General features: G+C 63.1%; 16 protein-coding genes. 5 read left to right on the top strand and 11 right to left on the bottom strand.

Annotated elements, in window-relative coordinates; genetic code table 11:
- Positions 1–10 precede the first annotated feature (10 nt).
- The 4 genes from AC3WOG_RS04705 to AC3WOG_RS04690 form a co-directional block, all read right to left on the bottom strand.
- Entirely contained in the window at positions 11–1126 is a 1116-nt protein-coding gene (locus AC3WOG_RS04705; RefSeq protein ID WP_492576904.1) for an ABC transporter ATP-binding protein, read from the bottom strand.
- Between the two features lie 175 nt (positions 1127–1301).
- Positions 1302–2159, bottom strand: coding sequence for a carbohydrate ABC transporter permease (locus AC3WOG_RS04700; RefSeq protein WP_492576903.1), 858 nt, complete (start codon positions 2157–2159; stop codon positions 1302–1304).
- Positions 2149–3090: a carbohydrate ABC transporter permease gene (locus tag AC3WOG_RS04695; RefSeq protein ID WP_492576902.1), complete on the bottom strand. Its 942-nt coding sequence runs from the start codon at positions 3088–3090 to the stop codon at positions 2149–2151. Before AC3WOG_RS04695 ends, AC3WOG_RS04700 begins: the two co-directional genes overlap by 11 nt.
- A gap of 178 nt (positions 3091–3268) precedes the next feature.
- Positions 3269–4516 carry an ABC transporter substrate-binding protein gene (locus AC3WOG_RS04690; protein ID WP_492576901.1) on the bottom strand — a complete coding sequence of 416 codons (1248 nt, stop codon included), beginning with the start codon at positions 4514–4516 and terminating at the stop codon, positions 3269–3271.
- A 554-nt stretch (positions 4517–5070) separates the two neighbouring features.
- Here AC3WOG_RS04690 and zwf point away from each other — a divergent pair.
- From zwf to AC3WOG_RS04675, 3 genes are all read left to right on the top strand, one after another.
- The gene (gene zwf / locus AC3WOG_RS04685) at positions 5071–6534 is read left to right on the top strand and encodes a glucose-6-phosphate dehydrogenase (protein WP_492576900.1); all 1464 of its coding nucleotides are present in this window, start codon (positions 5071–5073) and stop codon (positions 6532–6534) included.
- A 180-nt stretch (positions 6535–6714) separates the two neighbouring features.
- Positions 6715–7467, top strand: a complete 753-nt coding sequence (gene pgl / locus AC3WOG_RS04680) for a 6-phosphogluconolactonase (protein ID WP_492576899.1) — start codon at positions 6715–6717, stop codon at positions 7465–7467.
- Positions 7445–9361 carry a bifunctional transcriptional regulator/glucokinase gene (locus AC3WOG_RS04675; protein ID WP_492576898.1) on the top strand — a complete coding sequence of 639 codons (1917 nt, stop codon included), beginning with the start codon at positions 7445–7447 and terminating at the stop codon, positions 9359–9361. Before pgl ends, AC3WOG_RS04675 begins: the two co-directional genes overlap by 23 nt.
- Positions 9362–10403: 1042 nt before the next feature.
- Here AC3WOG_RS04675 and AC3WOG_RS04670 read toward each other — a convergent pair.
- The 5 genes from AC3WOG_RS04670 to apbC form a co-directional block, all read right to left on the bottom strand.
- Entirely contained in the window at positions 10404–11135 is a 732-nt protein-coding gene (locus tag AC3WOG_RS04670) for a lysozyme inhibitor LprI family protein (protein WP_492576897.1), read from the bottom strand.
- Between the two features lie 2 nt (positions 11136–11137).
- Positions 11138–13423, bottom strand: a complete 2286-nt coding sequence (locus AC3WOG_RS04665) for an Orn/Lys/Arg family decarboxylase (RefSeq protein WP_410836775.1) — start codon at positions 13421–13423, stop codon at positions 11138–11140.
- Positions 13424–13507: 84 nt separating this feature from the next.
- On the bottom strand, positions 13508–14077 hold the full coding sequence (gene dcd, locus AC3WOG_RS04660; protein WP_492576896.1) for a dCTP deaminase: 570 nt from the start codon (positions 14075–14077) through the stop codon (positions 13508–13510).
- Positions 14078–14401: 324 nt separating this feature from the next.
- The gene (locus AC3WOG_RS04655; RefSeq protein ID WP_492576895.1) at positions 14402–14935 is read right to left on the bottom strand and encodes a superoxide dismutase family protein; all 534 of its coding nucleotides are present in this window, start codon (positions 14933–14935) and stop codon (positions 14402–14404) included.
- 120 nt (positions 14936–15055) lie between these two features.
- Positions 15056–16144 carry an iron-sulfur cluster carrier protein ApbC gene (apbC, locus tag AC3WOG_RS04650; RefSeq protein ID WP_492576894.1) on the bottom strand — a complete coding sequence of 363 codons (1089 nt, stop codon included), beginning with the start codon at positions 16142–16144 and terminating at the stop codon, positions 15056–15058.
- 340 nt (positions 16145–16484) lie between these two features.
- On the opposite strand from apbC, the gene AC3WOG_RS04645 reads away from it, so the two are divergent.
- Both AC3WOG_RS04645 and metG read left to right on the top strand, forming a co-directional pair.
- The gene (locus tag AC3WOG_RS04645) at positions 16485–17138 is read left to right on the top strand and encodes a YiaD family glycine zipper/OmpA-like lipoprotein (protein ID WP_492576893.1); all 654 of its coding nucleotides are present in this window, start codon (positions 16485–16487) and stop codon (positions 17136–17138) included.
- Between the two features lie 360 nt (positions 17139–17498).
- A complete protein-coding gene (gene metG / locus AC3WOG_RS04640) occupies positions 17499–19631 on the top strand; it encodes a methionine--tRNA ligase (RefSeq protein WP_492576892.1) in 2133 nt (710 codons plus the stop codon).
- Between the two features lie 103 nt (positions 19632–19734).
- On the opposite strand, the gene AC3WOG_RS04635 is transcribed toward metG, so the two are convergent.
- Both AC3WOG_RS04635 and AC3WOG_RS04630 read right to left on the bottom strand, forming a co-directional pair.
- On the bottom strand, positions 19735–24042 hold the full coding sequence (locus AC3WOG_RS04635; RefSeq protein ID WP_492576891.1) for a translocation/assembly module TamB domain-containing protein: 4308 nt from the start codon (positions 24040–24042) through the stop codon (positions 19735–19737).
- A gap of 28 nt (positions 24043–24070) precedes the next feature.
- On the bottom strand, positions 24071–25924 hold the full coding sequence (locus AC3WOG_RS04630) for an autotransporter assembly complex protein TamA (RefSeq protein ID WP_492576890.1): 1854 nt from the start codon (positions 25922–25924) through the stop codon (positions 24071–24073).
- Positions 25925–26050 lie beyond the last annotated feature (126 nt).

The raw sequence follows: 26050 nt of genomic DNA, 5'->3' as shown, positions 1-26050 counted from the left end.
TCAGCTGCCGTCAGGCAAGCCGCTCTTCGTTGGCAGGATCGAACAGCACCGCTTTCGACGCATCGAACAACAACGTCGTATTCGTCAACGGCTGCGGATTCGAGGCCGGGTGCACGCGGCTCACAATGCGCTTGCCGTTAACCTGTGCGAACACCAGGGTGTCCGGTCCGGTCGGCTCGATCACGTCGACCTTCACTTCAATCGGCTGCAACTTCGCATGGTCACCGTGCGCGCCGCGCGCGTCGGTGATCCGCTCCGGCCGCAAGCCAAGGACCACTTCGCGCCCAAGGTGCGACTTCACCTTCGCGGAATCGAAAGGCAGAGTCAATACATTGCGCGCCACGCCCGTATCCAGCTCGATGCCGATGCCCGCGCCCTGCTCCACCAGCTTGCCCTGAATGAAGTTCATCGGCGGCGCGCCGATGAAGCCGGCCACGAACAGATTCGACGGCGAGTCATAGATTTCCTGCGGCGCGCCGAACTGCTGGACGATGCCGTCCTTCATCACCGCGATCCGGTCGCCGAGCGTCATCGCTTCGATCTGATCGTGCGTCACGTAGACGATCGTCGTGCCGAGTCGTTGATGCAGCAGCTTGATTTCCGAACGCATTTCGATACGCAGTTTCGCGTCCAGGTTCGACAGCGGTTCGTCGAACAGGAACATCACCGGATCGCGCGCCAATGCACGGCCCATCGCCACGCGCTGACGCTGGCCGCCGGACAGCTGACCCGGCTTGCGGTCCAGCAGATGCGTGATCTGCAGCGTGTTCGACACACGATCGACGATCTGCGTCTGCTCGTTCTTCGGCACCTTGCGGATGTTCAGCCCGAACGAGATGTTCTCGCGCACCGTCATGGACGGATACAGCGCGTACGACTGGAACACCATCGCGATGTCGCGATCTTTCGGCGACAGGTTGTTCACCGTCTTGCCGTCGATCTGGATCTCGCCCTTGGTCACGGTTTCGAGGCCGGCGATCATGTTGAGCAGCGTCGACTTCCCGCAGCCTGAGCCGCCGACGAGAATCAGGAACTGGCCGTCTTCGATGTCGATGTTGACACCCTTCAGAACCGGCACCCCATTCGGGTAAGTCTTGTACACGTCACGGATGGAAAGGCTTGCCATGCTGTGAATCCTCTTGTCTCTGGTACTGCTTGAAAGCGCCCCCAAACCTGGCACTTCGCGCCAGGCCCCCCCGAGGGGGGCTGAGAAAACTTGGGGCGGCCCGGCGTTATCTCAGGAACGTCTTGTCGGATGGCGGCGGCGCTTCCTCATGAAGGCCCCGCCGCGCTCGGATGGTTTAGCCTTTGACTGCGCCCGCCGTCAGGCCGCGCACGAAATAGCGTCCGGCGACGATGTAGACGAGCAAGGTCGGCAAGGCGGCGATGATCGCGCCGGCCATGTCCACGTTATATTCCTTCACGCCGGTCGAGGTGTTCACGAGGTTGTTCAGCGCCACCGTGATCGGCATCGAATCGACACCGGAGAACACAATCCCGAACAGGAAGTCATTCCAGATCTGCGTGAATTGCCAGATCAGGCACACCATGAAAATCGGCAGCGAAACGGGCAGCAGAATCTTCGTGAAGATCGTGAAGAACCCGGCACCGTCGATGCGCGCCGCCTTCACGAGTTCAGCCGGAATGCTCACGTAGAAGTTGCGGAAGAACATCGTGGTGAAAGCGATACCGTAGATCACGTGCACCACCACCAGACCGGTTATCGAATTCGACAGGCCGAGGAAGCCTTCGAAGCGCGCCATCGGCAGCAGGATGGCCTGGAACGGAATGAAACAGCCGACCAGAATCATCGTGAAGATCGGATCTGCGCCGCGGAAACGCCAGTGCGTGAGCACATACCCGTTGAACGCGCCGACGATCGACGAGATCAGCACGGCTGGAATCACCATGCGCACCGAGTTCATGAAGAACGGCTGCATGCCGTCGCAACGCACGCCCGTACAGGCACCGCTCCATGCCTTGATCCATGGGTCGATGGTCCAGTGCGAAGGCGGCGTGAGCAGGTTGCCGGTGCGCAGCTGGTCGATGTCCTTGAACGACGTCGACAGCATCACGTACAGCGGAAACAGGAAATACAGGGCGAATAGAATCAAGGCCGCATAAATGACGGCGCGGCTGATCGTCATCTTAGGCTGCATTGCGGGTGCTCCTCGATTCCAGATACATCAGCGGCACGAGCACGGCCACAACGGTGGCGAGCATCATCATCGACGATGCCGCGCCGACGCCCAGCTGCCCGCGGTTGAACGAAAACGTGTACATGAAAATGGCCGGCAGCGACGACGACGTACCCGGACCGCCCGCCGTCAACGCGACGACCAGGTCGAAGGTCTTGATCGTGATGTGGCAGAGAATCAGCAGCACGGAGAAGAACACCGGGCGCATGCTCGGAATCACGATCTTGCGATAGATGGTGGGCAGACTCGCTCCGTCCATCTGCGCTGCCTTGAAGATTTCAGCATCGACGCCGCGCAGGCCAGCCAGGAACAGCGCCATCACGAAGCCGGTGGATTGCCACACGGCCGCGACCACGACGCAGAAAATCGCCTTGTCCGGGTCGCCGAGCCAGCTGAACGAAAAGCTCGTCCAGCCCCAGTCGTGGAACACTTTTTCGAGGCCGACGCTCGGCGTCATGATCCATTGCCATGCAGTACCCGTCACGATGAACGACAGCGCCATCGGGTACAGGAACACGGCGCGCAGCGCGCCTTCATTGCGAATCTGCTGATCGAGCAGGATGGCGACGAACAGACCCAGGCCGATACAGATACCGATGAACGGAATGCCGAACCAGCCGAGGTTCGCAGCCGAGGTCCAGAACACATCGTTATCGAACAGTTCGCGATAACGATCGAGACCGACAAATTCATAACGTGGCATCAGTCGCGAATTGGACAACGACAGAAAGCCGGTAATGGCGATGAAGCCGTACACAAAGATCAGACTGATCACGACGCTGGGTGCGAGCACCAGCTTCGGAATCCAGCGATCGGCAAGCGCCGCCATCGGCGACGCGCGGCGGGTCACGGTGGCCGTGTTTTTCCCGTTTCCGCTGATAGAAGCAGTCACTACTCGACTCCTGCTGAAACTGTACCGCCGGGGCACTCACGCCTGGAAAGCGCGAGGCCGGAACGGCATAGGTGTGACTCTATGAAACCAGGGGCGGAGCCGCTGCAACATGCGGCCCGAAGGACGCGCCCGGTGTCCGCCAGGGGAACAACCGTGCGCGCCGCTTCGCTTACCTTACTTACTTGGTCTTCGCTGCCTTTGCGAGCGCTGCAACTGCGCTCTTCGAATCTTGCTGCGAGTTCATGAACTTCGTGACCACGTCCGAGATCGCGCCGGCTGCTGCATCCGGTTGCGCCATGCCGTGTGCCAGCGAAGGCACGTAGCCGCCCGATTTGATCGCCACTTGTTCATCCGCGTATGACTTCTTCGCGCAGTCGTCGAACTTGGCCATCGACACGCCCAGACGAACCGGGATCGAACCCTTGTTCAGGCTGAACTGTTCCTGGAAGTCCGGCGACATGATCGTCTTGGCCAGCGCGACTTGACCCGGCGTTGCTGACTTCTCGCCCTTCTGCTGGAAGAACACGAACGAGTCAACATTGAACGTGTACGACTTTTCCGTGCCCGGCACAGCGGCGCAGACGTAGTCCGAGCCCGACTTCTTGCTGGCGTTGGCGAATTCGCCCTTCGCCCAGTCGCCCATGAACTGCATGCCGGCCTTGCCGTTGATGACCATCGCCGTTGCCAGGTTCCAGTCACGGCCGGTACGGCCCGCGTCGAAGTAACCCTGGATCTTGCGGACCGTGTCGAACACGCCGACCATCTTGTCCGACGTCAGCGTCTTTTCGTCGAGGTCGACCAGCGCCTTCTTGTAGAAGTCGGAGCCCTGCGACAGCACCACGTCTTCCCACAGCGTCAGGTCCTGCCACGGTTGGCCGCCCATCGCGATCGGCTGGATGCCGGCCGCCTTCATCTTGTCGGCCACGGCGAAGAATTCAGGCCACGTGGTCGGCGCCTTGCCGCCTGCCTTCTCCAGCGCCGCCTTGTTGATGTACAGCCAGTTCACGCGATGCACCGAGAACGGTGCGCCGACGTAATGACCGTCCGCGTGCATGATCTTGTCGATTTCCGGCGGAAGGTTCTTCTTCCAGTCGCCGGCAGCCGTGTCGATCGGCACCAGCACGCCTTGCTGCGCCCAGTCCTGGATCAGCGGACCCTTGATCTGCGCAGCGCTCGGCGCGTTGCCCGAGATCACCTGCGTCTTGAGTGCCGTCATGGCAGCCGCACCTGCGCCGCCAGCCACCGCGAAGTCCTTCCACGTGTAACCCTGCTTCGTCATGTCGTCCTTAAGGACGCCGACGGCTTTCGATTCGCCGCCCGAAGTCCACCAGTGCAACACTTCGACCGACTCGGCGGCCTGCACGGCCGACACGCCACACATCAGACCCGCGGCGCACAAAGCGCCCATGATCGCGCGAAATTTCATTGCTTATCTCCTCCAGACACCTGAACAAAAAACAAATGGCCCCTGATGTCGCCAGGGTGCTGTGGTTGGTTCAAACAGGCAAAACACTGGGCGATCGAGCACGGTCGGGCGCATGCGTGAAGCATGTGCCGGCGGACCGGAGTTCGGCCGCTGGAAGCTCAAGAGATGAGTGGTTCGGGATGCAACTGACTGTCTCCTCTTTTGATTTTTGCCTGCCCGCGTCGCGCGCGGCAGACTCGAGGTGCCTCGCACGTTAACCCTGGCAACCCGCCTGGCAACTCACCTGGCAACCGCCTTGCCAACCGCTCAGCCGTCCGGCTTTCCGTAAGGGCCGCCGGGGCATGCTGGCACGTGCTGACACGGAATGTCCGTTAACATGCAGGGGACGCTTGGCGATTCGGGAAAACGCGCATCTTGCCTGACAGCGCGCGCTTTTTTCATCGAATTAGCGCTACCTCTTGATTTGGATTGTAGTTAAACTACAATTCAGTGTCAAAAAAAATTTTATCGGACTACGGTCGCCCCGCGCGGCCCCAGGATATCGACGGAGACTCATGCAAACCGACTCAAGTTTCACCTTCGTTCTCTTCGGCGGAACCGGCGATCTGTCGATGCGCAAGATCCTGCCGGCTCTGTTTGAAGCACACCGCGCGGGCGGCATGCTGGCCGACAACGGCAAGATCGTCGCGGTCGCGCGGCATGCGGCCGATCGTGACGGCTACCTCGAATGGGTCAATGAGCACGTCAAGCCGCACGTCTCTAAAAAAGGTGTGGATGAGACCGCGTGGGCCAGCTTTCTGCAGCGCATCGAGTATGTGAAGCTCGACCTGGGCAAGCCGGAAGACTTCGTGCTGCTGCGCGACGCCGTCAGCCAGCATCCCGGCATCCGCGTGTTCTATCTGGCAACGGGTCCGTCGCTATTCGTGCCGATCTGCCGCGCATTGGCGTCGGTGGGGCTGAACGAGAATGCGCGCATCGTGCTGGAAAAGCCGCTCGGCTACGACCTGAAGTCGTCCAACGCAATTAATGATGCGGTCGGCGAAATCTTCGCTGAAGAACAGATCTACCGGATCGACCACTACCTCGGTAAAGAGCCGGTGCAGAACCTGCTCGCGCTGCGCTTCGGCAATGCGCTGTTCGAGCCGCTGTGGCGCCGCGAGTGGGTCGAAAGCATCCAGATCACGATCGCCGAGGAACTCGGTGTCGAAGCGCGCGGCGACTTCTATGACAACACCGGCGCATTGCGCGACATGGTGCAGAACCATTTGCTGCAACTGCTTTCGATCGTCGCGATGGAACCGCCCCACTCGATGGACTCGGATTCAGTGCGCGACGAAAAGCTGCGTGTGCTGCGCGCGTTGAAGCCGATCGATTCGAGCGAGATCAGCAAGGTCGCGGTACGGGGCCAGTATCATGCCGGCGTGATTCGCGGCAACTCGGTGCCGGCCTACGCGACCGAGCCGGGCGTGAAGCCGGACAGCACGACCGAAACCTTCGTCGCAGTGAAGGTGGAAATCGAAAACTGGCGCTGGGCCGGCGTGCCGTTCTTCCTGCGCACCGGCAAGCGTCTGGCGGATCGCGTCGCCGAGATCGTGGTGAATTTTCGTCCGGTGCCGCATTCGGCATTGGGCGCATCCGCGCTGCGCGGCGGTGCGAACCGTCTTGTGATCCGCTTGCAGCCGAACGAAACCATTCGCCTCTACTGCCTCGCGAAGCAGCCGGGCGAAGGCATGAATCTCGCCAGCGTCCACCTCGACCTCGCGTTCGACCAGTTCTTCCGCGAAGGACAGATGGAGGCGTATCAGCGTCTGCTGCTGGACGTGATCCACGGGCGCCTCGCGCTGTTTGTGCGGCGCGACGAGCAGGAAGCCGCATGGCGCTGGGTCGAGCCGATCCTCAACGAATGGGCGGCCTCGAACAAGCCGCCCAAGCCGTACGCATCCGGCACCTGGGGACCGGCGGCCGCGAGCGCGATGCTGGCGCAGCACGGCACCTGCTGGCTCGAAGAAGAGAATTGAAACACGGCGATGTGCTGTGCTCGATCGAACGCAACACATCGCCCGTAAGACCCACCGACGAACTGAACGGAATGGCGCCGGTATCACCAGGGCGCCTGCGAGTCATCCCCCTCGCAGGCGCCGTGTGGGAGCAATGTGGCACATTCCGCAGACCTAACAAGAAAGCAGCACGGAGGAGAAGTGATCGAGCTTCACGCTTTCGACGATCAACGCGCCCAATCCGACGCGTTGGCGAAAGCGGTTGGCGACGCGTTACATGCGTCGCTCGCCGCACAGGCGGCCGCGTCCGGTACCGGCACGTCCGTCACCGGCATGTCCGTCACCGGCATGTCCTTTAACGGCGCGCGCCCTGCAACGCTTGCGGTGTCCGGCGGCACCAGTCCGCGTCCGTTCCTGCAGACGCTGTCCACGCAATCCTTCGACTGGGCGCGCATCGCCGTGACGCTGGTCGACGACCGCTGGGTGCCGGAAACGGACAGCGCAAGCAATGCACAACTCGTGCACGACACGCTGCTGCAGAACGCTGCAAAAAACGCCGCTTTCTGGCCGCTGGTCGACACCACGCAAGACCTGAACGCGCACATTGCCGCGCTGAACGCCGAGCCGCGCTTTAGCGCCGTGCCGGACGTCGCGATTCTCGGCATGGGCGAAGACGGCCACACCGCGTCGATTTTCGCGGATGCGCCCGAATGGGATCACGCGATCACCACGACCGAACGCTTCGTTGCCGTGCATCCCGGCAATGCGCCGCATGCGCGTGTGAGCTGGTCGTTGTCCGCGTTGAAAGAAGTGAAGCACCTGTTTCTGCTGATCGCCGGACCGCGCAAGCTGGACGTGCTCAATGCCGCCGCCGCTGCGCCACAAAAAAATGCCATCTCGAAGTTGGCAAACGACAAGGGAGTGAGACTCGATGTCTACTGGTGTGCAAACTAAGGCTGTTCCGGGCGCGGGCCAGCACGCCGATGGACCGAGGCTGCTGGCCGACATCGGCGGCACGAATGCGCGCTTCGCGCTCGAGACCGGCCCGGGTGAGATCACGTCCGTGCAGGTCTATCCGTGCGCGGACTATCCGGGCGTCGCCGAAGTGATCAAGAAGTACCTGAAGGATACGAAGATCGGCCGCGTGAATCACGCGGCGATTGCGATTGCGAACCCGGTCGACGGCGATCAGGTGAGCATGACGAATCACGACTGGAGCTTTTCGATCGAAGCGACGCGCCGCGCGCTCGGCTTCGACACGCTGCTGGTGGTGAACGACTTTACCGCGCTGGCGATGGCGCTGCCCGGCCTGACCGATACGCAGCGCGTGCAGGTGGGCGGCGGCAGCCGCCGGCCGAACAGCGTGATCGGCCTGCTCGGCCCGGGCACCGGCATGGGCGTCTCGGGCCTGATCCCCGCGGACGACCGCTGGATCGCGCTCGGCAGCGAAGGCGGCCACGCCACGTTCGCGCCGGCCGACGAACGTGAAGACATCGTGCTGCACTATGCGCGCAAGAAGTGGTCGCACGTATCGTTCGAACGCGTGGCCGCGGGCCCCGGCATCGAAGTGATCTACCGTGCGCTGGCGGGACGCGACAAGAAACGCGTGGCCGCGAGCGTCGATACGGTCGAAGTCGTCAAGCGCGCGCTGGAAGGCGAGCCGCTGGCGGCGGAATCCGTCGACGTGTTCTGCGGGATTCTCGGCACGTTCGCGGGCAACATCGCGGTGACGCTTGGCGCGCTGGGCGGGATCTACATTGGCGGCGGCGTCGTGCCGCGGCTGGGCGAATTCTTCGCGCGCTCGTCGTTTCGCAAGCGGTTCGAAGCGAAGGGCCGCTTCGAGGCGTATTTGCAGAACGTGCCGACCTACGTGATTACCGCTGAATATCCGGCGTTTCTCGGCGTCTCGGCGATTCTTGCGGAGCAGTTGTCGAACCGCGCGGGCGGCAGCTCGTCGGCCGTGTTCGAGCGGATTCGCCAGATGCGCGATGCGTTGACGCCGGCGGAGCGCCGCGTGGCCGATCTCGCGTTGAATCATCCGCGCTCGATCATCAATGATCCGATTGTCGATATTGCCCGCAAGGCGGATGTGAGTCAGCCGACGGTGATCCGCTTTTGCCGCTCGCTCGGCTGTCAGGGGTTGTCGGATTTCAAGCTGAAGCTGGCGACGGGTTTGACCGGCACGATTCCGGTGAGTCATAGCCAGGTGCACCTTGGCGATACCGCGACGGATTTCGGTGCGAAGGTGCTCGATAACACCGTGTCGGCGATTTTGCAGTTGCGTGAGCATTTGAACTTCGAGCATGTCGAGCGCGCGATCGATCTGTTGAACGGCGCGCGGCGGATCGAGTTCTATGGACTCGGCAATTCGAACATCGTCGCGCAGGATGCGCATTACAAGTTTTTCCGGTTTGGTATTCCGACTATTGCCTACGGCGATTTGTATATGCAGGCTGCGTCGGCTGCTTTGCTGGGCAAAGGTGATGTGATTGTTGCGGTGTCGAAGTCAGGGCGCGCGCCCGAGCTACTGCGTGTTCTGGATGTCGCCATGCAGGCGGGAGCGAAGGTGATTGCTATTACTTCCAGCAATACGCCGTTGGCCAAGCGGGCCACTGTCGCTTTGGAGACCGATCACATTGAAATTCGCGAGTCGCAGTTGTCGATGATTTCGCGGATTTTGCATCTTGTGATGATTGATATTCTTGCCGTTGGCGTCGCTATTCGGCGCGCTGTGCCTAGCGCGGATGTGGCGGAGACTGTCGCTAAGGCGCGGCAGGGAGCCGATGATGATGCTACCGCTGTGCTCGATTGGCTGAGCCATGGGGCGGCTTCTTCGGCACGGGATTAGTTTTTTTTGGCCTTCGCGGCGGCTTGGGTTGTTTGCCTACGGCGTTGGCCTTCTCCTGGTCTTGTTTGCCTTTCTTTCGCTTATTGTCTGTGTGCCTATGGTGTTGGCCTTTCCTTGCTTTGTTAGTGGTCTATTAGCTTCGCCCCTGTGCTGTTTGCCTGCTCGGCGCTTTTATGTCTGTGTGCCTGCGGCGTTGGCCTTTCCTTGCTTTGTTAGTGGTCTATTAGCTTCGCCCCTGTGCGGGGCAGGCACTTACTTTCTTTGCCGCCGCAAAGAAAGTAAGCAAAGAAAGCGGCTTCACACCGCTAACGCTTAAGCGGGTCCCCTGGCTTGGAGGAGATAGTGGAGCATCTGGAATCAGTGTTCTCGCGCATTCCGCGCTGGTGACAAGGCCGTCATTCTTCCGGCGGCGCTGCGCGCGCCGACGCGGTGCTTCACAAAACCATCTGGTCGTTTCCGCGGCACGTTGAGCAACCGCGGCGGTACTTTTCAAGCCGTGGCATTCTGCGTCCCGCCGAATAAACTGCTGGACGTTACTTTTCCGGCAATCCATAAAGCGCAAGCCGCAAATCACTTCGGCGCCTCGCCGAGGCGAAGTGACTAGGTGTGCGAGTGCGGTCACCACTCCGAGTGAGATGCGATTGCCTTGGCGAGGCATTGGGGACACGAGGGCGGGCCACCGCGCCGAACCAGGCGCAAGCGCCCAAACCGCCAGGCGGTTTGATGAAGTACCGCTACGGCGCGCGCAGCGCCGCCGGAAGAATGACTGCCTTGTCACCCGCGCGGAGTGTGCGGGAACACCGATTCCAGATGCTCCACTACCTCCTCCAAGCTAGGGGACCCGCTTCAAAGCTAGCGGTGTGAAGCCGCTTTCTTTGCTTACTTTCTTTGCGGCGGCAAAGAAAGTAAGTGCCTGCCCCGCACAGGGGCGACGCTAATAGACCACTAACAATTCAAGGAAAGGCCAACGCCCCAGACACACAGAAACATGCCGCCGCCAAAGGCAAAGAGACTAAAGCAAAGGCCAACGCCGTAGGCAAATTCAATCGTTTCCAACTGTCTCCGACAACCGCTTAACCATCGCGACCCTCGCACCAATAACATCGATGCGGCCACGCTCATCAATCAACGGCGTTGTAGCATCGAGATACGCCATCCACGCCTTCTGCGCGCGCACGAGCGTAGGACGCAAACGCGCAGGCATCTTCAACTGCAAGCGACGATAATAACGATTCAAATCGAACATCGCATGTTCGCAACGCGCATCCGCGGTACAGGCACGCAGACGGCGCGGCGCGTCAACACCGGAACCCGCGGTACCCACCGCGCTACGCATCGCAAGCGCCCGATCCCGCACCGGCTGCAACTGCATATCGGCCTCTGCCAGCACATACATCGAGCCATGTGTCGTCGCGATCACTGCCGCCAGCAGTTGCTTCTCCGCATCGCGTGAGGCCTGCCAGCGCGTCTGGCTCTTTTCCCACTGCTTGCGCTGCGCCGGCGACAACTTCGGCTGAAGCTGCTGCCACGCGTTGTCCATCGCCGCCTTCCAACCGATCCGCGCGTTGTCCATGCACTGCACCTGCCCCGCTGTCGACGACATGTCGCTGCGCGCAAGACACGTACGCATCGCCGCGTCGATCGGATCGGCGGCTGCAACTTCGGCGTGCGCCGCGAGCGGCGCCGTGCCGAGCACCGCCATCGACGCCAGCGTCAGCGCGGAAACCGCGCGACGCCAGCCGTCAATCGCAAGCAGGAACTTCGCCATCCGCATCGTCAGGCGCGCACGCAATCGACGAAGTATTCGATGCGCCCGTTGATGGTTTCGCCGACAAGCCCGTGGATGTCCGTGTGGAAACCCGGGAAGCGCTCGTTGAATTCGCGCGCGAAACGCAAATAGTTGACGATGGTCTTGTTGAAGCGCTCGCCCGGAATCAGCAGCGGAATGCCCGGCGGATACGGCGTCAACAGAATCGACGTGACGCGGCCTTCGAGTTCGTCAATCGGTACCCGGTCGATCTCGCGGTGCGCGAGCTTGGCGAACGCATCGGACGGCTTCATCGCCGGTTCCATGCTCGACAGGTACATCTCGGTCGTCAGACGCGCGATGTCGTTCGCACGGTAGACGCTGTGGATCTGCTCGCACAGATCGCGCAGGCCGACGCGCTCGTACATCGGATGATGCGAGACGAACTCGGGCAGCACGCGCCACAGCGGCTGGTTGTTGTCGTAGTCGTCCTTGAACTGCTGGAGTTCAGTGACCATCGAGTTCCAGCGGCCCTTGGTAATGCCGATCGTGAACATGATGAAGAACGAATACAGCCCCGTCTTCTCGACGATGATGCCGTGCTCGGCGAGATACTTCGTGACGATCGCGGCCGGAATGCCGGACTCGCCGAAGCCGCCGTCCATATCCAGACCCGGCGTGACGATGGTCGCCTTGATCGGGTCGAGCATGTTGAAGCCTTCGGCGAGCGGGCCGAAACCGTGCCACGGGTCGTTCGGACGCAGCATCCAGTCTTCGCGCGAGCCGATGCCCTCTTCGGCAAACTGGTCCGGGCCCCACACCTTGAAGAACCAGTCGTCGCCGTATTCGGCGTCGACCTTGCTCATCGCGCGGCGGAAATCGAGCGCTTCGGCGATCGACTCCTCGACCAGCGCGGTGCCGCCCGGCGCCTCCATCATCGCGGCAGCCACGTCGCACGACGCGATGATCGCGTACTGCGGGCTGGTCGACGTGTGCATCAGATACGCCTCGTTAAAGCGATGCTTGTCGAAGCGGCTGTTCTTCGAATCCTGCACGACGATCTGCGACGCCTGCGAAATGCCGGCCAGCAGCTTGTGCGTGGAGTGCGTGGCGAACACCAGCGCGCCGATGCGCGGACGGCCCGCGCCGATCGCATGCATGTCCTGATAGAACTCGTGGAACTCCGCGTGCGGCAGCCAGGCTTCGTCGAAGTGCAGCGTGTCGAGCCAATCGCCGAGCATTTCCTTGATCATCTCGACGTTGTAGATCACGCCGTCATACGTGCTCTGCGTGATGGTCAGGATGCGCGGCTTGAGATTCGGGTTTTTCGCGAGCGCTTCGCGGGCAAACGGATTCGCCTCGATCTTCTTGCGGATGTTTTCCGGCTCGAATTCGCTGCGCGGAATCGGGCCGATGATGCCGAAGTTGTTGCGCGTCGGCGTGAGGAACACCGGAATCGCGCCGGTCATCGTGATCGCGTGCAGGATCGACTTGTGGCAGTTGCGGTCCACCAGCACGATGTCGCCGGGTGCGACCGTGCCGTGCCAGACGATCTTGTTCGAGGTCGACGTGCCGTTGGTCACGAAGAACACGTGGTCGGCGCTGAAAATGCGCGCGGCGTTGCGCTCGGACGCGGCGACCGGGCCGGTGTGGTCGAGCAGCTGGCCGAGTTCGTCGACCGCGTTGCACACGTCGGCACGCAGCATGTTTTCGCCGAAGAACTGGTGAAACATCTGGCCGAGCGGGCTCTTCAGGAACGCGACGCCGCCCGAGTGCCCCGGGCAATGCCACGAATAGGAGCCTTCATCCGCGTACTGCACCAGTTCCTTGAAGAACGGCGGCGCGAGCGAATCCAGATACACCTTGGTCTCGCGGATGATGTGGCGCGCGACGAACTCCGGCGTGTCCTCGAACATGTGGATGAAGCCGTGCAACTCGCGCAGGATATCGTTCGGCAGATGGCGCGAAGTGCGCGTTTCGCCGTACAGGAAGATCGGAATATCGGCGTTGCGGCGGCGCACTTCGGTCACGAACGCGCGCAGCGCAATGATCGCGGCAGCCAGCTCCGGCGTTTCGCCTTCCACCACCACGTTATCGACGTACGGCAGCAGCTCGTCGTCGTCGATGGACAGGATGAAGCACGACGCGCGGCTCGACTGCTGCGCGAACGAAGTCAGATCGCCATAGCTCGTCAACCCGAGCACTTCCGCGCCTTCTTTCTCGATTGCTTCGGCCAAAGCCCGGATGCCGGAACCCGAGATGTTCTCGGAGCGGAAATCTTCGTCGATGATGACGACGGGAAAACGAAACTTCATGGGCGATTCTCCAAAAAGAACGACCGCTGCTTTCGACTAAGCAGCGGTCACCCGAATAGCTGGTGGATCAGTGCGCTGCCGACGTCACGTCTTGGGCAACGTGACGCCGTGCTGACCTTGATATTTGCCGCCGCGATCCGCGTACGACGTTTCACAAATCTCGTCGCTTTCGAAAAACAGCACCTGGGCGACGCCTTCGTTCGCGTAGATTTTCGCAGGCAAAGGTGTCGTATTCGAGAATTCGAGCGTGACGTGGCCTTCCCATTCCGGTTCGAACGGCGTCACGTTGACGATGATCCCGCAACGCGCATATGTGGATTTGCCCAGACACACGGTCAACACGCTGCGCGGAATGCGGAAATACTCGACCGTGCGGGCCAGCGCGAACGAATTCGGCGGGATGATGCAGACCTCGCCCTTGAAGTCGACAAACGACTTCTCGTCGAAATTCTTCGGATCGACGATGGTCGAGTTGATGTTGGTGAAGATCTTGAATTCGTCGGCGCAGCGAATGTCGTAGCCGTAGCTCGACGTGCCGTAGCTGACGATCTTCCGGCCGTCTTCGGAGACGCGGACCTGATCGGGCGCAAACGGCTCAATCATGTTGTGCGACTCGGCCATGCGCCGGATCCACTTGTCGGATTTGATGGTCATAAGTAAACGCTGCTCGACGTGGGTGACAGGTGTGTGACGGGTAACAAACCGGTAATTACCGGGCAACTGCGGGTGACGGCCCGCGGAGCGCCGTTGAGGCGGACGCGCCGGGCCAGGCGCCCCCAGCTACGCGCCCCGGGCTAGGCGCCCCCAGCTACGCGCCCCGAACGAAAGGCGCTTATTTTACGCGATTGAGAGAATGCTGCCGCGGGTGTGGCCTGATAGCGGCCCGGTCCATCTCCAGAGCCTGCTGCCCGGGCGGCGAAACGGCCATCGGCGCGCTAGCGATGCAAGCGGCATGCATGACTGACGCTCATCGGCGCGTCATTGACGGATCAGCCCGCATGCGAGCGCGAGGCCCGCGCCATGTTGCGGATAGGCATAGGGATCCGTGGCGTCGTGATGCAGCAGTACAGCGCGTTGCAACACCGACCGGATGCCGTCGAGCGACACATCCGGCGCGACGATGAAGCCGGTGGCCACGCCGTTCGCGTCCGCGTGAATGTTGCCGAGGTCGCCCTCGGCCCGCGCGCCCGCCTTCAGGCGCTCAGCGGCCGGCGAGAACACCTGGCCGGCGCTGGAGCCGTCGGCGGCGTTGCAGTCGCCGCGTTCATGCACTTGCAAGGCGTGGTCGCTATTGGGCGGCAAGCCCGTCAGGTTGTAGGTGACCTGCACGCCGTCCGAGCGCTCGATAAACGTCACGAGGCCGCGCGCCTGGTTGCCCACAGTGGGCAGCAACTGCGCGTCGGCGCGCTTTTCCTGTGGTCTCAGGAAGGCGCTGCAGCCGCATAACAGCACACTGCTGGCAGCCAGGACGATGAACGCATGCACCGCCTGCCCGTCGATTCGTTTTCCCATGCGATCCTCTTGTCGGCCTGGCGGCCGCCCCTGCGGCCGCCGAGCCGAACTTGTGAAGTCGACATGATACCGCGAGAGCAGGCGCAAATTGACGCCTTGCGCCCCCGTCCGCATGACGGCTCAGGTGTTCTGCACGACGATGTTGGGAAACTTCGACGTCATATCGCGAGCCCGCTCGGCGATATGGACCGCGACCTTGCGCGCAATCGACCGGTAGATCTCCGCGATGCGCCCTTCCGGGTCGGCCACCACGGTCGGCCGGCCCGAGTCGGCCTGCTCGCGAATCGCGATATCGAGCGGCAGGCTGCCGAGCACCTCGACGCCGTATTCCTTCGCCATCCGCTCGCCGCCGCCCGCGCCGAAGATAGGTTCTTCGTGGCCGCAATTCGAGCAGATATGCATGCCCATGTTCTCGACGATACCGAGAATCGGGATGCCGACCTTCTCGAACATCTTGAGGCCCTTCTTGGCGTCGAGCAGCGCGATATCCTGCGGCGTCGTGACGATCACGGCGCCCGTCACCGGCACGCGCTGCGACAAGGTCAGCTGAATGTCGCCGGTGCCCGGCGGCATGTCGACGATCAGATAGTCGAGATCTTCCCAATTGGTCTGCCGCAGCAACTGTTCGAGCGCGGAGGTGGCCATCGGACCGCGCCACACCATCGGATTGTCCTGCTCGATCAGAAAGCCGATCGAGTTGGCTTGCATGCCGTGACCGGTCATCGGGCTCATCGACTTGCCGTCGGGCGACTCCGGGCGGCCAACGATACCCAGCATCATCGGCAACGACGGGCCGTAGATGTCGGCATCCAGCACGCCGACCGACGCGCCTTCGCTCGCCAGCGCCAGCGCCAGGTTCACGGCGGTCGTGCTCTTGCCGACCCCGCCCTTGCCCGAGGCCACCGCGACGATATTTTTGACGTTCGGCAATAGTTTTACGCCGCGTTGCACGGTATGCGCAGCGATTTTCTGGGACACCTCGACGCGCGCGTCGACGACGCCAGGCACAGCTCGCAGCGCATCCGCGAACTGCGCGCGGATGGCTTCGAACTGGCGCGCGGCCGGATAGCCGAGTACCACGTCGACGCTAACCGCGTCACCCTCCACGGCCACCTTCTTGATGTTCTTGGCGGCCGCGTACGGTCGGCCGGTATTGGGGTCAGCGACGGCCGCGAGGGCAGCGTCGACCAAAGCCCGATCGATACTCATTGACACTCCGTGGGGAACACTTGCGGCGCGGCAGAATCGAAGCCTCGGCCACACGCCGGAATTTGAAAGAAATTGTTAGACAGGATTGCGAAAACCAGGTATGCCGGGCACCCTTCGGGCAGGCGGAACGCCATGGGGTCGCATCGCTGCGCACTTCTGTCATCATTGTAGTGGTTGGCGCCAAGCCTTGCCGGAAGACCCTTCTTAGCTGTCGGACCGGACTGGGAAGGGCCTAGGATTCTGCGGTTGTCGTGCTGGCCGTTTTTACTAGCGCAACGTTCGCCGCTTATAGTTGCCGCTAATCGCTGCTTTACTCGCTTCACTCAAGAGAGGAATCAAAATGAATGCAAAAATCATGACTCGCCTGGCGGTCTTCGCCGTCGCCGGTTCGTTGCTGGCAGGCTGCGCGACCCAACAGGGCACTAACACGGCTGTCGGCACGGGCGTAGGCGCCGGTACCGGCGCGGCAATCGGCGCGATCTTCGGCGGTGGCAAGGGCGCGGCAATCGGCGCGGGCGTCGGCGCTGCGGTCGGCGGTATCACCGGCTACAACTGGCAAGCCATTCACAACAAGCTGTCGGGCGCCACCAAGGGCACCGGCACGCAGATCACCGAGCAGCCGGACGGCTCGCTCAAGCTGAACATCCCGAGCTCGGTCACCTTCGACACCAACAGCTACGCGGTCAAGCCATCGTTCGCGCCGGTGCTGGATCAGCTGACGCAGACCATGACCCAGAATCCGGAACTGATCGCCCAGGTGGTCGGCCACACGGATAGCACGGGCCAGCCGGCTTACAACCAGACGCTGTCGGTCAACCGCGCGGAAAGCGTGACGGGCTACCTGGCGCAACGCGGCGTGGCGCCGCAGCGCCTGGCGGCACAAGGCATGGGCCAGAACCAGCCGATCGCCGACAACAACACCGAAGCCGGCCGCGCGGCAAACCGTCGCGTGGAAATCTATCTGCGCGCCACGGCTCAGCATGCAACGCAATAAGGACAAGGCTCGAGGGGGATGAATCAGCCGGGCGCCGAGCCCTTTTATGCTTAATCGGCCGGTGTCCGGAGCGCCGTAGAAATCTGCCGAAGGCGGTTCTCACGCGAGTTCGAAAAAAATTTCGAACTCTGCCGAAAATCCGCTGTCTGTCTTTACGGTACGTGGCTGGCTATGCCGCCGCGTCACCATTCTCCTCTTGTCGTTGTTGCTCCGGGGTTAATAGCCCCGGTTTTTTTTGGGCGCCCGGTTTATATAACTTCGCCCCCAACTCTGCCGGCAGCCGCGACCCAGCCGGCCCGCGTCGCGCGCCTGCCCTGCTAGAATCAACCTTTCGTCCCACCGCAGGCTCCCACCCTCTTTATGTCAGCACCCGCAACCGATCTCTCCGCAGGCGCGCCGTCGGGCCGTCGCCAGATTCTCGTCACGTCTGCCCTTCCGTATGCGAACGGGCAAATCCATATCGGCCATCTGGTCGAATATATCCAGACGGACATCTGGGTCCGGACGTTGCGAATGCACGGGCACGAGGTCTATTACGTGGGCGCCGACGACACGCACGGCACGCCGATCATGCTGCGCGCGGAAAAAGAAGGTCTGACGCCGAAGCAGCTGATCGACCGCGTCTGGCAAGAGCACAGGCGCGATTTCGACAGCTTCGGGATTTCGTTCGACAATTACTACTCGACCGATTCCGAGGAAAACCGCGTCCAGAGCGAATCGATCTACATGGCGCTCAAGGAAGCCGGCCTGATCGACGCGCGCGACATCGAGCAGGCGTATGACCCCGTCAAGGAAATGTTCCTGCCGGATCGCTTCATCAAGGGCGAATGCCCGAAGTGCGGCGCGAAAGACCAGTACGGCGACAGCTGTGAAGTATGCGGATCGACTTACCAGCCGACCGAGCTGATCAATCCGTATTCGGTCGTCTCGGGCGCCACGCCGATTCGCAAGACCTCGACGCACTACTTCTTCCGCCTGTCCGATCCGCGCTGCGAGAATTTCCTGCGCGAGTGGGTGGGCGGTCTGGCGCAGCCGGAAGCGACCAACAAGATGCGCGAATGGCTCGGCGACGCCGGCGAAGCCAGGCTCGCCGATTGGGACATCTCGCGCGACGCGCCGTATTTCGGCTTCGAAATTCCGGGCGCGCCGGGCAAGTATTTCTATGTGTGGCTGGACGCGCCGGTCGGCTATTACGCGAGCTTCAAGAATCTCGCCGACAAGCGCGGCCTCGATTTCGACGCCTGGGTTCGCAAGGGTTCGACCGCCGAGCAGTACCACTTCATCGGCAAAGACATTCTGTATTTCCACACGCTGTTCTGGCCGGCCATGCTCGAGTTTTCGGGCCACCGCACGCCGACCAACGTGTTCGCGCACGGCTTCCTGACGGTGGACGGCGCGAAAATGTCGAAGTCGCGCGGTACCTTCATCACGGCGCAAAGCGTGATCGACACCGGCCTGAACCCGGAATGGCTGCGCTACTACTTTGCGGCCAAGCTGAACAGCACGATGGAAGACCTCGACCTGAACCTCGACGACTTCCAGGCGCGCGTGAACAGCGATCTGGTCGGCAAGTACGTGAACATCGCGAGCCGCGCGGCAGGTTTCCTGATCAAGCGTTTCGACGGCCGCGTGCAGGACGGCGCAATGCAGCACCCGCTGCTCGCCACGCTGCGCGCCGCCGTGCCGCAGATCGCCGCGAACTACGAAGCGCGCGAATACAACCGCGCGCTGCGCCAGACCATGGAACTGGCCGACACGGTCAATGCCTACGTCGACGCCGCCAAGCCGTGGGATCAGGCGAAAGACCCGGCCAACGCGGTCGCGCTGCATGAGACGTGCAGCGTGAGCGTCGAGGCATTCCGTCTGCTGTCGCTGGCATTGAAGCCGGTGTTGCCGAAGCTGGCCGAAGCGGTCGAAGGCTTCCTCGGCATCGAGCCGCTGGTGTGGGCCGACGCGAATGTGCCGTTGAGTTCCGCGCGCCCGATCAACGCGTACAAGCACCTGATGACGCGCGTCGATCCGAAGCAGATCGAAGCGCTGGTGGCGGCCAATCGCGATTCCCTGCAAGCCACGCCGGAAGCCGCCGCGCCCGCTGATGCCAGGACCAAGTCGAAAGCGAAAGCAGCCGCCGCCGACAAGGACGAAACGTCCGGCATCATCTCGATCGACGACTTCGCCAAGGTCGATCTGCGCATTGCGAAGATCGTCGACTGCAAGGCGGTCGAGGGGTCGGACAAGCTGCTGCAACTGACGCTCGACATTGGCGAAGAGAAAACGCGCAACGTGTTCTCGGGTATCAAGTCGGCGTATCAGCCGGAGCAACTGGTCGGCAAGCTGACGGTGATGGTCGCGAATCTCGCGCCGCGCAAAATGAAGTTCGGTCTGTCCGAAGGGATGGTGCTGGCAGCATCGGCCACTGACGAGAAAGCGGAACCGGGCCTGTATGTGCTCGAACCGGACAGCGGTGCGAAGCCGGGCATGCGCGTGAAGTAAAAAGCGCGGCGTCAAACGCTTCTGCCTCAAACAAAAACGGCACGCTGTAACAGGCGTGCCGTTTTTTTATGCCGTTGCTTTGCTCAATCCGCCAGCACCACCGTCACCACCGGATCCGGTCGAAGCGCCGCGTATAAAGCAGAGCCATGCCGTCGAACGTGCCGCCGTACGCTGCGACCGACCAGTACCGCGTCAGGTTGACCGTCGCCTTGATCGCATTGCTCGCCGACTGCAGCCCCTGTTCGTAGCCGATCACCAGCCACTCGTTGATCGCCTTCGACACCATCACCACCTGCGGGTCGGTCAGCCCGACTTCGCTTCGGCCAATCGAAAACTCGTCGAGCCCGAAAGTCTGCGCAAGCCGCTTGCCGCTCGCGCTGCCGAGCAACGCAAGCGCGGTCGTCATGGTGCTTTGCTGACCGAGGTTATTGCCCTGGTCCGTGCCGTGACCGAACAGCAGCCATGAGAGCTTTTCGTTGTCCGGCACGTTCGGCTCCGACACCAGCTTCGCCACCGGAGACTGGATCGTGCCCGTGACCTGCACGCCCGCCTCGACCTGCTGATTGCGGCGCATCGCAAGGATGTTGATGCCTGGATTGGCCACCGGTCCGTTGAACGTGAAAAAACCGTTCTCGATACCGAGCTTGCGGCCGAACGCGGTGTAGGTCGAACCCGGTGTCACGCGAACATTGCCGACCGCGCGCAGCGGCAGATTCGGCGCGCTCAACGCGGTGATCGTGCCGGTCAGGCCCAGGTCCGCGCCTTGTCCGCGGAAGCGGAAGTTGTTGCCGAGACTGATGTCGATGTTGGCGCGCGGCGCGAACGGGCCGATCGGCTTGTCGGTGCCGGCCATCGGGGCCGGCCGCTCGCCCGCCACCGTGCCGTCCGGGCGCACCACCACCACGTCGTCGCCGAGCTGCGGCGCGGACTGCTCCGGCATGTCGAACAGCGCGTGATCGACCACGAACTTGCCGTTGATCGCCATGCCGCCCTGCGGCCCCGCGTTCGCGACGCTCGCGCTGCCCGACAGCGACAAGTTGCGGTCAGGTGCGGCAAACAGCTCCAGCTTGTCGGCGACGATGCTGGCGGTCAGATCGGGCTGCGCGCCATCCAAACGCACGCGGCCGGTCGCGCGCAACGTGCCGCTGGCGCCGTGAAATTCGACCTGCTGGAAGTCCACCAGATTTTCTGACAGCGCAATGCGCACCACTCCGTCTTTCAGTTGCACGCCCTGATCGACCATCGTCGCCGACAGCCCGTCGCCGAGCAGCGAGCCGGACAGATTCGGCTTGGCGAGCGTGCCGCCGAGCGCAAGCTTGAGCGCGAGGTGGCCGTCGAGCAGATAGCTCGGACCGAACAGGCCGCCGGTCGTTTTCAGCGACGGCACATTCGCGTTCACGTTGCCGTTCAGCGCGCCCTCTTCGTTGACGGCCAGGAAGCCGTCGCGCATCACCAGCGTGGTATGCGCGTCGGCGTCGATCACGCCGATCCGGCTGGCCTGCGCATGCACGGTGGCGTTGAGCCGGTTGCCGCCGCTGAATTCGGCGCGTGCGGTCATATCGGTAATGCCCAGCGACGCGAGGCCGCGGCCGATTTCGACCGTGACGTCGCCGCCGCGGCGCTTCAACTGGATGTGGCCGCTCGCGGTACTGCCGAGCGCGAAGTCCCAGTCGCCGTCGAACACCAGATCGGTTTTGACGGCCGGCGGCGTGCCGGTGATCTCGCGCCGCAGGTCCTGCAAGCGCGCCAGCGAAATGTCGGTCAAGCCGCCTGCCGACTGGATTCTGCCGTGGTCGAGGACGAACGATTTGAGGTTCAGCATTGCGCCTTCGAGCGTGAGACGTGTCGCGCCCAAGGTGACGCGGTTCGGCCCGGCGCTGACGGCCAGCGGCGACTCGAGATTGAGCGCCGGCGTGCCGCGATTTTGCAGGCGGCTGACGGTGCCGTCCCAGCGCGTGCCGTCGCGCGCTTCGGTAAGCTTGCCATTGGCGGCGAGCGTCAGATCGAGCGGACGGTCCTGCAGCTTGCCGGTGGCCGCCGCCTCGAGCGTGTGGTTCGCTCGCGTGCCGGACAGGCGCGCCGTGAGCGTGGTCAGATCGACACCGCCGGCGCTCAGATTGCGCGCGTCGGTGGTGAAGACGAGCGCGCCGTTCGCGCCGTCGCGCAGTTCGGCGTGGCCTTCCGCATGGCCGATCCGGTTGGTGCCGAACGCCACGCTGTCGGCCTTGTAGTTCAGCACGACGTTCGGATGCGCGAACGAGCCCGTGACGTCGCCATCCGCCGCGACGAGACCCGCGAGGCCGAAGCCGAGGCGCTCCAGTTGCGGCGCATCGACGCGAAACCGCAGCCGGTCGCCGCGGGCGCCGAAGCTGCCTTGCAGATCGACCTGGTTGCCGGCCACCGACAGATTCGCGCGGCTCGGCAGAATCCGCGAGCCGGCTAACTGGACCGTGCCGCCACCGGTCAACGGCAGGTCATCGTAGACGCTCGGGCCCAGTTTGAATTCGGCCTTGGTGGTGAAGGTCGGGCCGAGCACGCCGGCCGCCGTCAGCGTACCGTTCACGCGCGCTTCGATCTTGCGGGCGGGCGGCGCGCCGCGCTTCGGCGGCGCTTTGTGTTGGACCGGTTTCGCGCTCACCGCGGCCCTGGCGGTGTTCTTTGCCGCAGCGGCAACTTTGTCGCCGGGCGCCGCGCTTTTCGCAGCGGCCGTGCTTGCCACGCCTGCCGTCCCTTGCGCGCCTTTGACATTGTTTGCCGGGCCAGTCTCCGGCGTGCGCGACGGCATTTGCGAAGTCAGCGTCAGCGGATCGAAATCGGTCAGTTGCGCTTTCAGGTTGTAGGTGGAATTCGCGTCGTGCTTGAGCGTGCCGGACAGGTCGATACGGCCCTTGCCCGACGTGACACGCACGCCGTTGAAGCTCATCCGCGCGGGATCGAAGGTCACCTTGCCCTGGGCGCGCAACGCCGCTTTCGGGTCGGCGAGATCGAGGGTGATGCTTTGGACGTCGTCGTTCAGACGGATGCCGATGGGACCGGAAAGCTGCGTCGGCCGCACGGCCGCTTCGAGCGCGTTCAGATCGAGCCCGGCGACTTGCAGATCGAACTGACCGCGCTTGCCAGTCAGCGCGCCGCCTCCGGAAAGTGTGGCGCGCTTCACGAGCCGCACGTTCAGGTTGGAGATGCGCTGCGCCTGGGCGTCGAGGCGCACATCGGCGCGGGCGTCGATCACGGGCAGCAGGCCCTGGTCGATCGCGCCGGGTTTGGCGTTGACGATCGAAATCTGGCCGGCCACCGCGAATCCCGAGGCGGCTTTCGGCGACGCCTCGGTGTCGACGCCGCCCTTGCCGTTTTTGACCGCTGCGCTTACTGCGCCGGAAGCGCTGGCGGAACTTGCCGCCGCATTCACACCGCTGGCCGCTGCCGCGCCCAACACCACCGCGCCCGCCGCATCCCGCCCAACCGGCTGCAACTCCGCCCGCACCGCCAGATCGGCCAGCGGCGCACCGGGCGCAAACGCCTGTGGGTTGACGTGATCGAAAGTGAGCGTCGCACGTTGCAGCGGCACGTCCGCAAACGGCGTCGCCTCGATCTGCGCATGGCCGGAAAGCTTCATGCCGCTCGCATCCAGCTCGGCAACCCATGTTTCGAGCGAGCCGGCCAGATGCCCGCCGACCTGCACCGGCTCGTTGTTGACCTTGCCCGAATAGGCGATGTCGCCGGTCAGCGCAAACGGCCGCACACCGTCGAGCTTCGCCGCCGCGGTCATCGCGCCGAACGGCGTGTCGAGCCGGTCGATCGCGGCCTCGTGATGGCGCCCGTCGCTGCGGCCATGAAAGACGAAGCGGGACAGCTCGGTAGTCGACGCGCCCTGGCGCAACAGCAGCTTCTCCACCTGCACGTCGCGGATATCGAGTTGCAGCGGCAAACGCAAGTCTTGCGGCAGCGTCAGCGGTCCGCCGCTGCTCGACGACGAGCCCACCCGCGCGTCGATCGTGCCGACATGCAGATAGTCGATCGCGAAGCGCCAGGGCTCGCGAGTGAGCGCCCAGCGGCCGGCCGCGCGGTCGATCTGGATATCGGTGCCGCTGCCGTCGAGGCTGCGCCAGCGCACCTGGCGCAGTTGCACGCCGCGCGCGAGCGTGCCGCTTTCCAGCGTGCCCGTCAGCCTGCCGCCGAGCAGCTTGACGGCCGCGTGCCACGCATAGCCGGTGCCGCGCTCGGTTGTCAGCGCGCCGTACAGCAGACCGATCGCCACCGCGATCAGCAGCACCAGCACCGCGACCGTCCACGCGAGCGTTTTCAACAGCAATCGCACGGGCCGGCGCTTAGGCGGCGGCGCAGGAGGTTGCTGACCCGGCGGGTGATCGCCGGGCGGCTGCGCAGGTGGTTGAGCGGAAACGTCCGTGGTCATGCGTGGTTCATGTGAATGCAGGTTTCCATCAGAAAGCGATGCCGAGCGTCAGATATGGCCGCACGCTCCTGTTGCGAATCCCGTAAGCGATATCGATGTTGACCGGCCCGACCGGGCTGCGCCAACGCGCGCCCACGCCGACGCCAGGATAAAAGACTTTCTCGCCCCAGCTATCGGTGGCGGTGCCGACGTCGAAGAACGCGGCCGCGCCCCAATCGTGACTGAACCAGTGCTGATACTCGGCCGCCGCGGTGACCAGATATTTGGTCGGCAGCACCGAACCGTCGACGTTATTACCGATGCTCTGATAGCTGTAGCCGCGGATCGAATTCGAGCCGCCCGCACGGAACAGCAGTGAAGCCGGAATGCCGCTCGAACTGCCGCTCGTGAACACGCCGCCGAGCTCGGCGCGGAACAGCACGAGGTCTTCCTTGCCGATCGGCAGGTACTGCTGGCCGCGGGCGTAGCCGCGTATGAACGTCTGATCGGTCAGCGCGCCTTTGACCGCAAAGCCCGCTTCCACGTGAATCAGGTTGCCCGAACGCGGGAACAGCGGGTCGTCGGTATTGCGGCGGGTCCACGACCACGACGGCACCAGTGCGCGGCTGGTGGTCGGCGCAATCGCGTTCTGGTCGAGCCGGTCCTGGTAGAAGAGGATCGAATAGTTGTAGTCGATGAATTGCGACGTGCGGGCCCGTTGCACGCCGGCACGAAGACTGTAGATGCGCGTGTCGGAAACATCGGTGGTGGTGTAGGACGCCAACACGCTATTGGTCCACGCACGCGGCCCGGGCGGCATCGCGAGCTGGATTTGCCCATACTGCTGAACCTGGTCGATGCGGCCGTCGATCGTGAACGGCCAGGCCTTGCCGAAGGTGTCGAGATACGAATACGAGCCCTGGATCATCGGACCGTTGTCGGTCGAGTAGCCGACCCCGCCGCGGATGCTGTTGTACGGATATTCCGACACCTTCACATGCAGCGGCGTCTCGACCGGTTTGGCCGGATCGCTATCCACATCGATGGCGACGCTCGCGAAATACGGCGTGTTCTGCAACTGCCGCTGTAACTCGGCGACGCGCTGCACATCGTAGACATCGCCGACCGAAATCGGATTCACGTTATCGACGATCTGCTCCGGATAGCGCCGCGTGCCGGACACGTCGAGCTTGCCCATCGTGAAGGTCGGCCCGCTGTCATAGGTGACGGACAGCTTCGCGTCGTGCGTGCGCGGGTCGATACGCGCTTCGGAGTGGTAAATCTTCGCGCCCAGATAGCGGCGCGCCTGCAGCGCCTTGAGCGACTTGTTTTTCGCGTCGTCCCAATCGCCTTGCGAGAACGGATCGCCTTCGTGCAGCGAAAACGCGAAGCGCGCGGCATTTTCCCGCTCCGGATCTTCGGTCAGCACCGGGCCGCGAAACGACAGCGAAATCGACGAGATGACGGTCTGCGGCCCGGGATCGACGCTCACCGTGACGCGCTTCTTGCCGTCGACGGTTCGCACGTCGGTGCGTACGACCGGCGTGAAATAGCCCTGCGTGGCGCTCAGATCGCGCACCTGCTGCGGGGTCGCGGTAATGAGGAATTCGAACTGGTCCTCACTGATATCGGCGCGCCTGGCGAAGCGCGCAAGGTCCAGATGCGCTTCGAGCAGCTTGCGCAGCGAGCGCGGCGAAGCCTCGATATCGACCTTGTAGCTGGCGCTGGCGCGCGCGGCATGCGCGTCGGCGGCCGCCAGCGTCAGCATCACGATGCCGAACGCCAACCACGCGCGCAGCCAACGCCGAATGGGCGCCAAGCGCCGGCACCGCGCACCGGCCGCATCGGCCGCATCGGCTTTAGCGCGCCGCGCACGCGGCGTTTCGATCGCACATCCCGCCAAACAGGACCTCCGGCCGTGGTTAGTAAATTCTTTCGCTCGGGCTCGCCATGGCGCGGCCGAAGCTCGCTATTTGACCACATCGGCGAGGCCGCGCGATCGATTGGAAGCGCGCTCGCGCAATGGCCA

The organism is Paraburkholderia sp. FW306-02-B, assembly GCF_058782725.1.
This window is presented reverse-complemented; position numbering and strand designations above follow the sequence as displayed.

Excerpts from the sequence above, each read along its gene's own strand:
- AC3WOG_RS04705 (WP_492576904.1), bottom strand. The coding sequence starts at position 1,126 with ATGGCAAGCCTTTCCATCCGTGACGTGTACAAGACTTACCCGAATGGG.
- AC3WOG_RS04700 (WP_492576903.1), bottom strand. The coding sequence starts at position 2,159 with ATGCAGCCTAAGATGACGATCAGCCGCGCCGTCATTTATGCGGCCTTG.
- AC3WOG_RS04690 (WP_492576901.1), bottom strand. The coding sequence starts at position 4,516 with ATGAAATTTCGCGCGATCATGGGCGCTTTGTGCGCCGCGGGTCTGATG.
- zwf (WP_492576900.1), top strand. The coding sequence starts at position 5,071 with ATGCAAACCGACTCAAGTTTCACCTTCGTTCTCTTCGGCGGAACCGGC.
- AC3WOG_RS04675 (WP_492576898.1), top strand. The coding sequence starts at position 7,445 with ATGTCTACTGGTGTGCAAACTAAGGCTGTTCCGGGCGCGGGCCAGCAC.
- AC3WOG_RS04670 (WP_492576897.1), bottom strand. The coding sequence starts at position 11,135 with ATGCGGATGGCGAAGTTCCTGCTTGCGATTGACGGCTGGCGTCGCGCG.
- AC3WOG_RS04665 (WP_410836775.1), bottom strand. The coding sequence starts at position 13,423 with ATGAAGTTTCGTTTTCCCGTCGTCATCATCGACGAAGATTTCCGCTCC.
- dcd (WP_492576896.1), bottom strand. The coding sequence starts at position 14,077 with ATGACCATCAAATCCGACAAGTGGATCCGGCGCATGGCCGAGTCGCAC.
- AC3WOG_RS04655 (WP_492576895.1), bottom strand. The coding sequence starts at position 14,935 with ATGGGAAAACGAATCGACGGGCAGGCGGTGCATGCGTTCATCGTCCTG.
- apbC (WP_492576894.1), bottom strand. The coding sequence starts at position 16,144 with ATGAGTATCGATCGGGCTTTGGTCGACGCTGCCCTCGCGGCCGTCGCT.
- AC3WOG_RS04645 (WP_492576893.1), top strand. The coding sequence starts at position 16,485 with ATGAATGCAAAAATCATGACTCGCCTGGCGGTCTTCGCCGTCGCCGGT.
- metG (WP_492576892.1), top strand. The coding sequence starts at position 17,499 with ATGTCAGCACCCGCAACCGATCTCTCCGCAGGCGCGCCGTCGGGCCGT.
- AC3WOG_RS04635 (WP_492576891.1), bottom strand. The coding sequence starts at position 24,042 with ATGACCACGGACGTTTCCGCTCAACCACCTGCGCAGCCGCCCGGCGAT.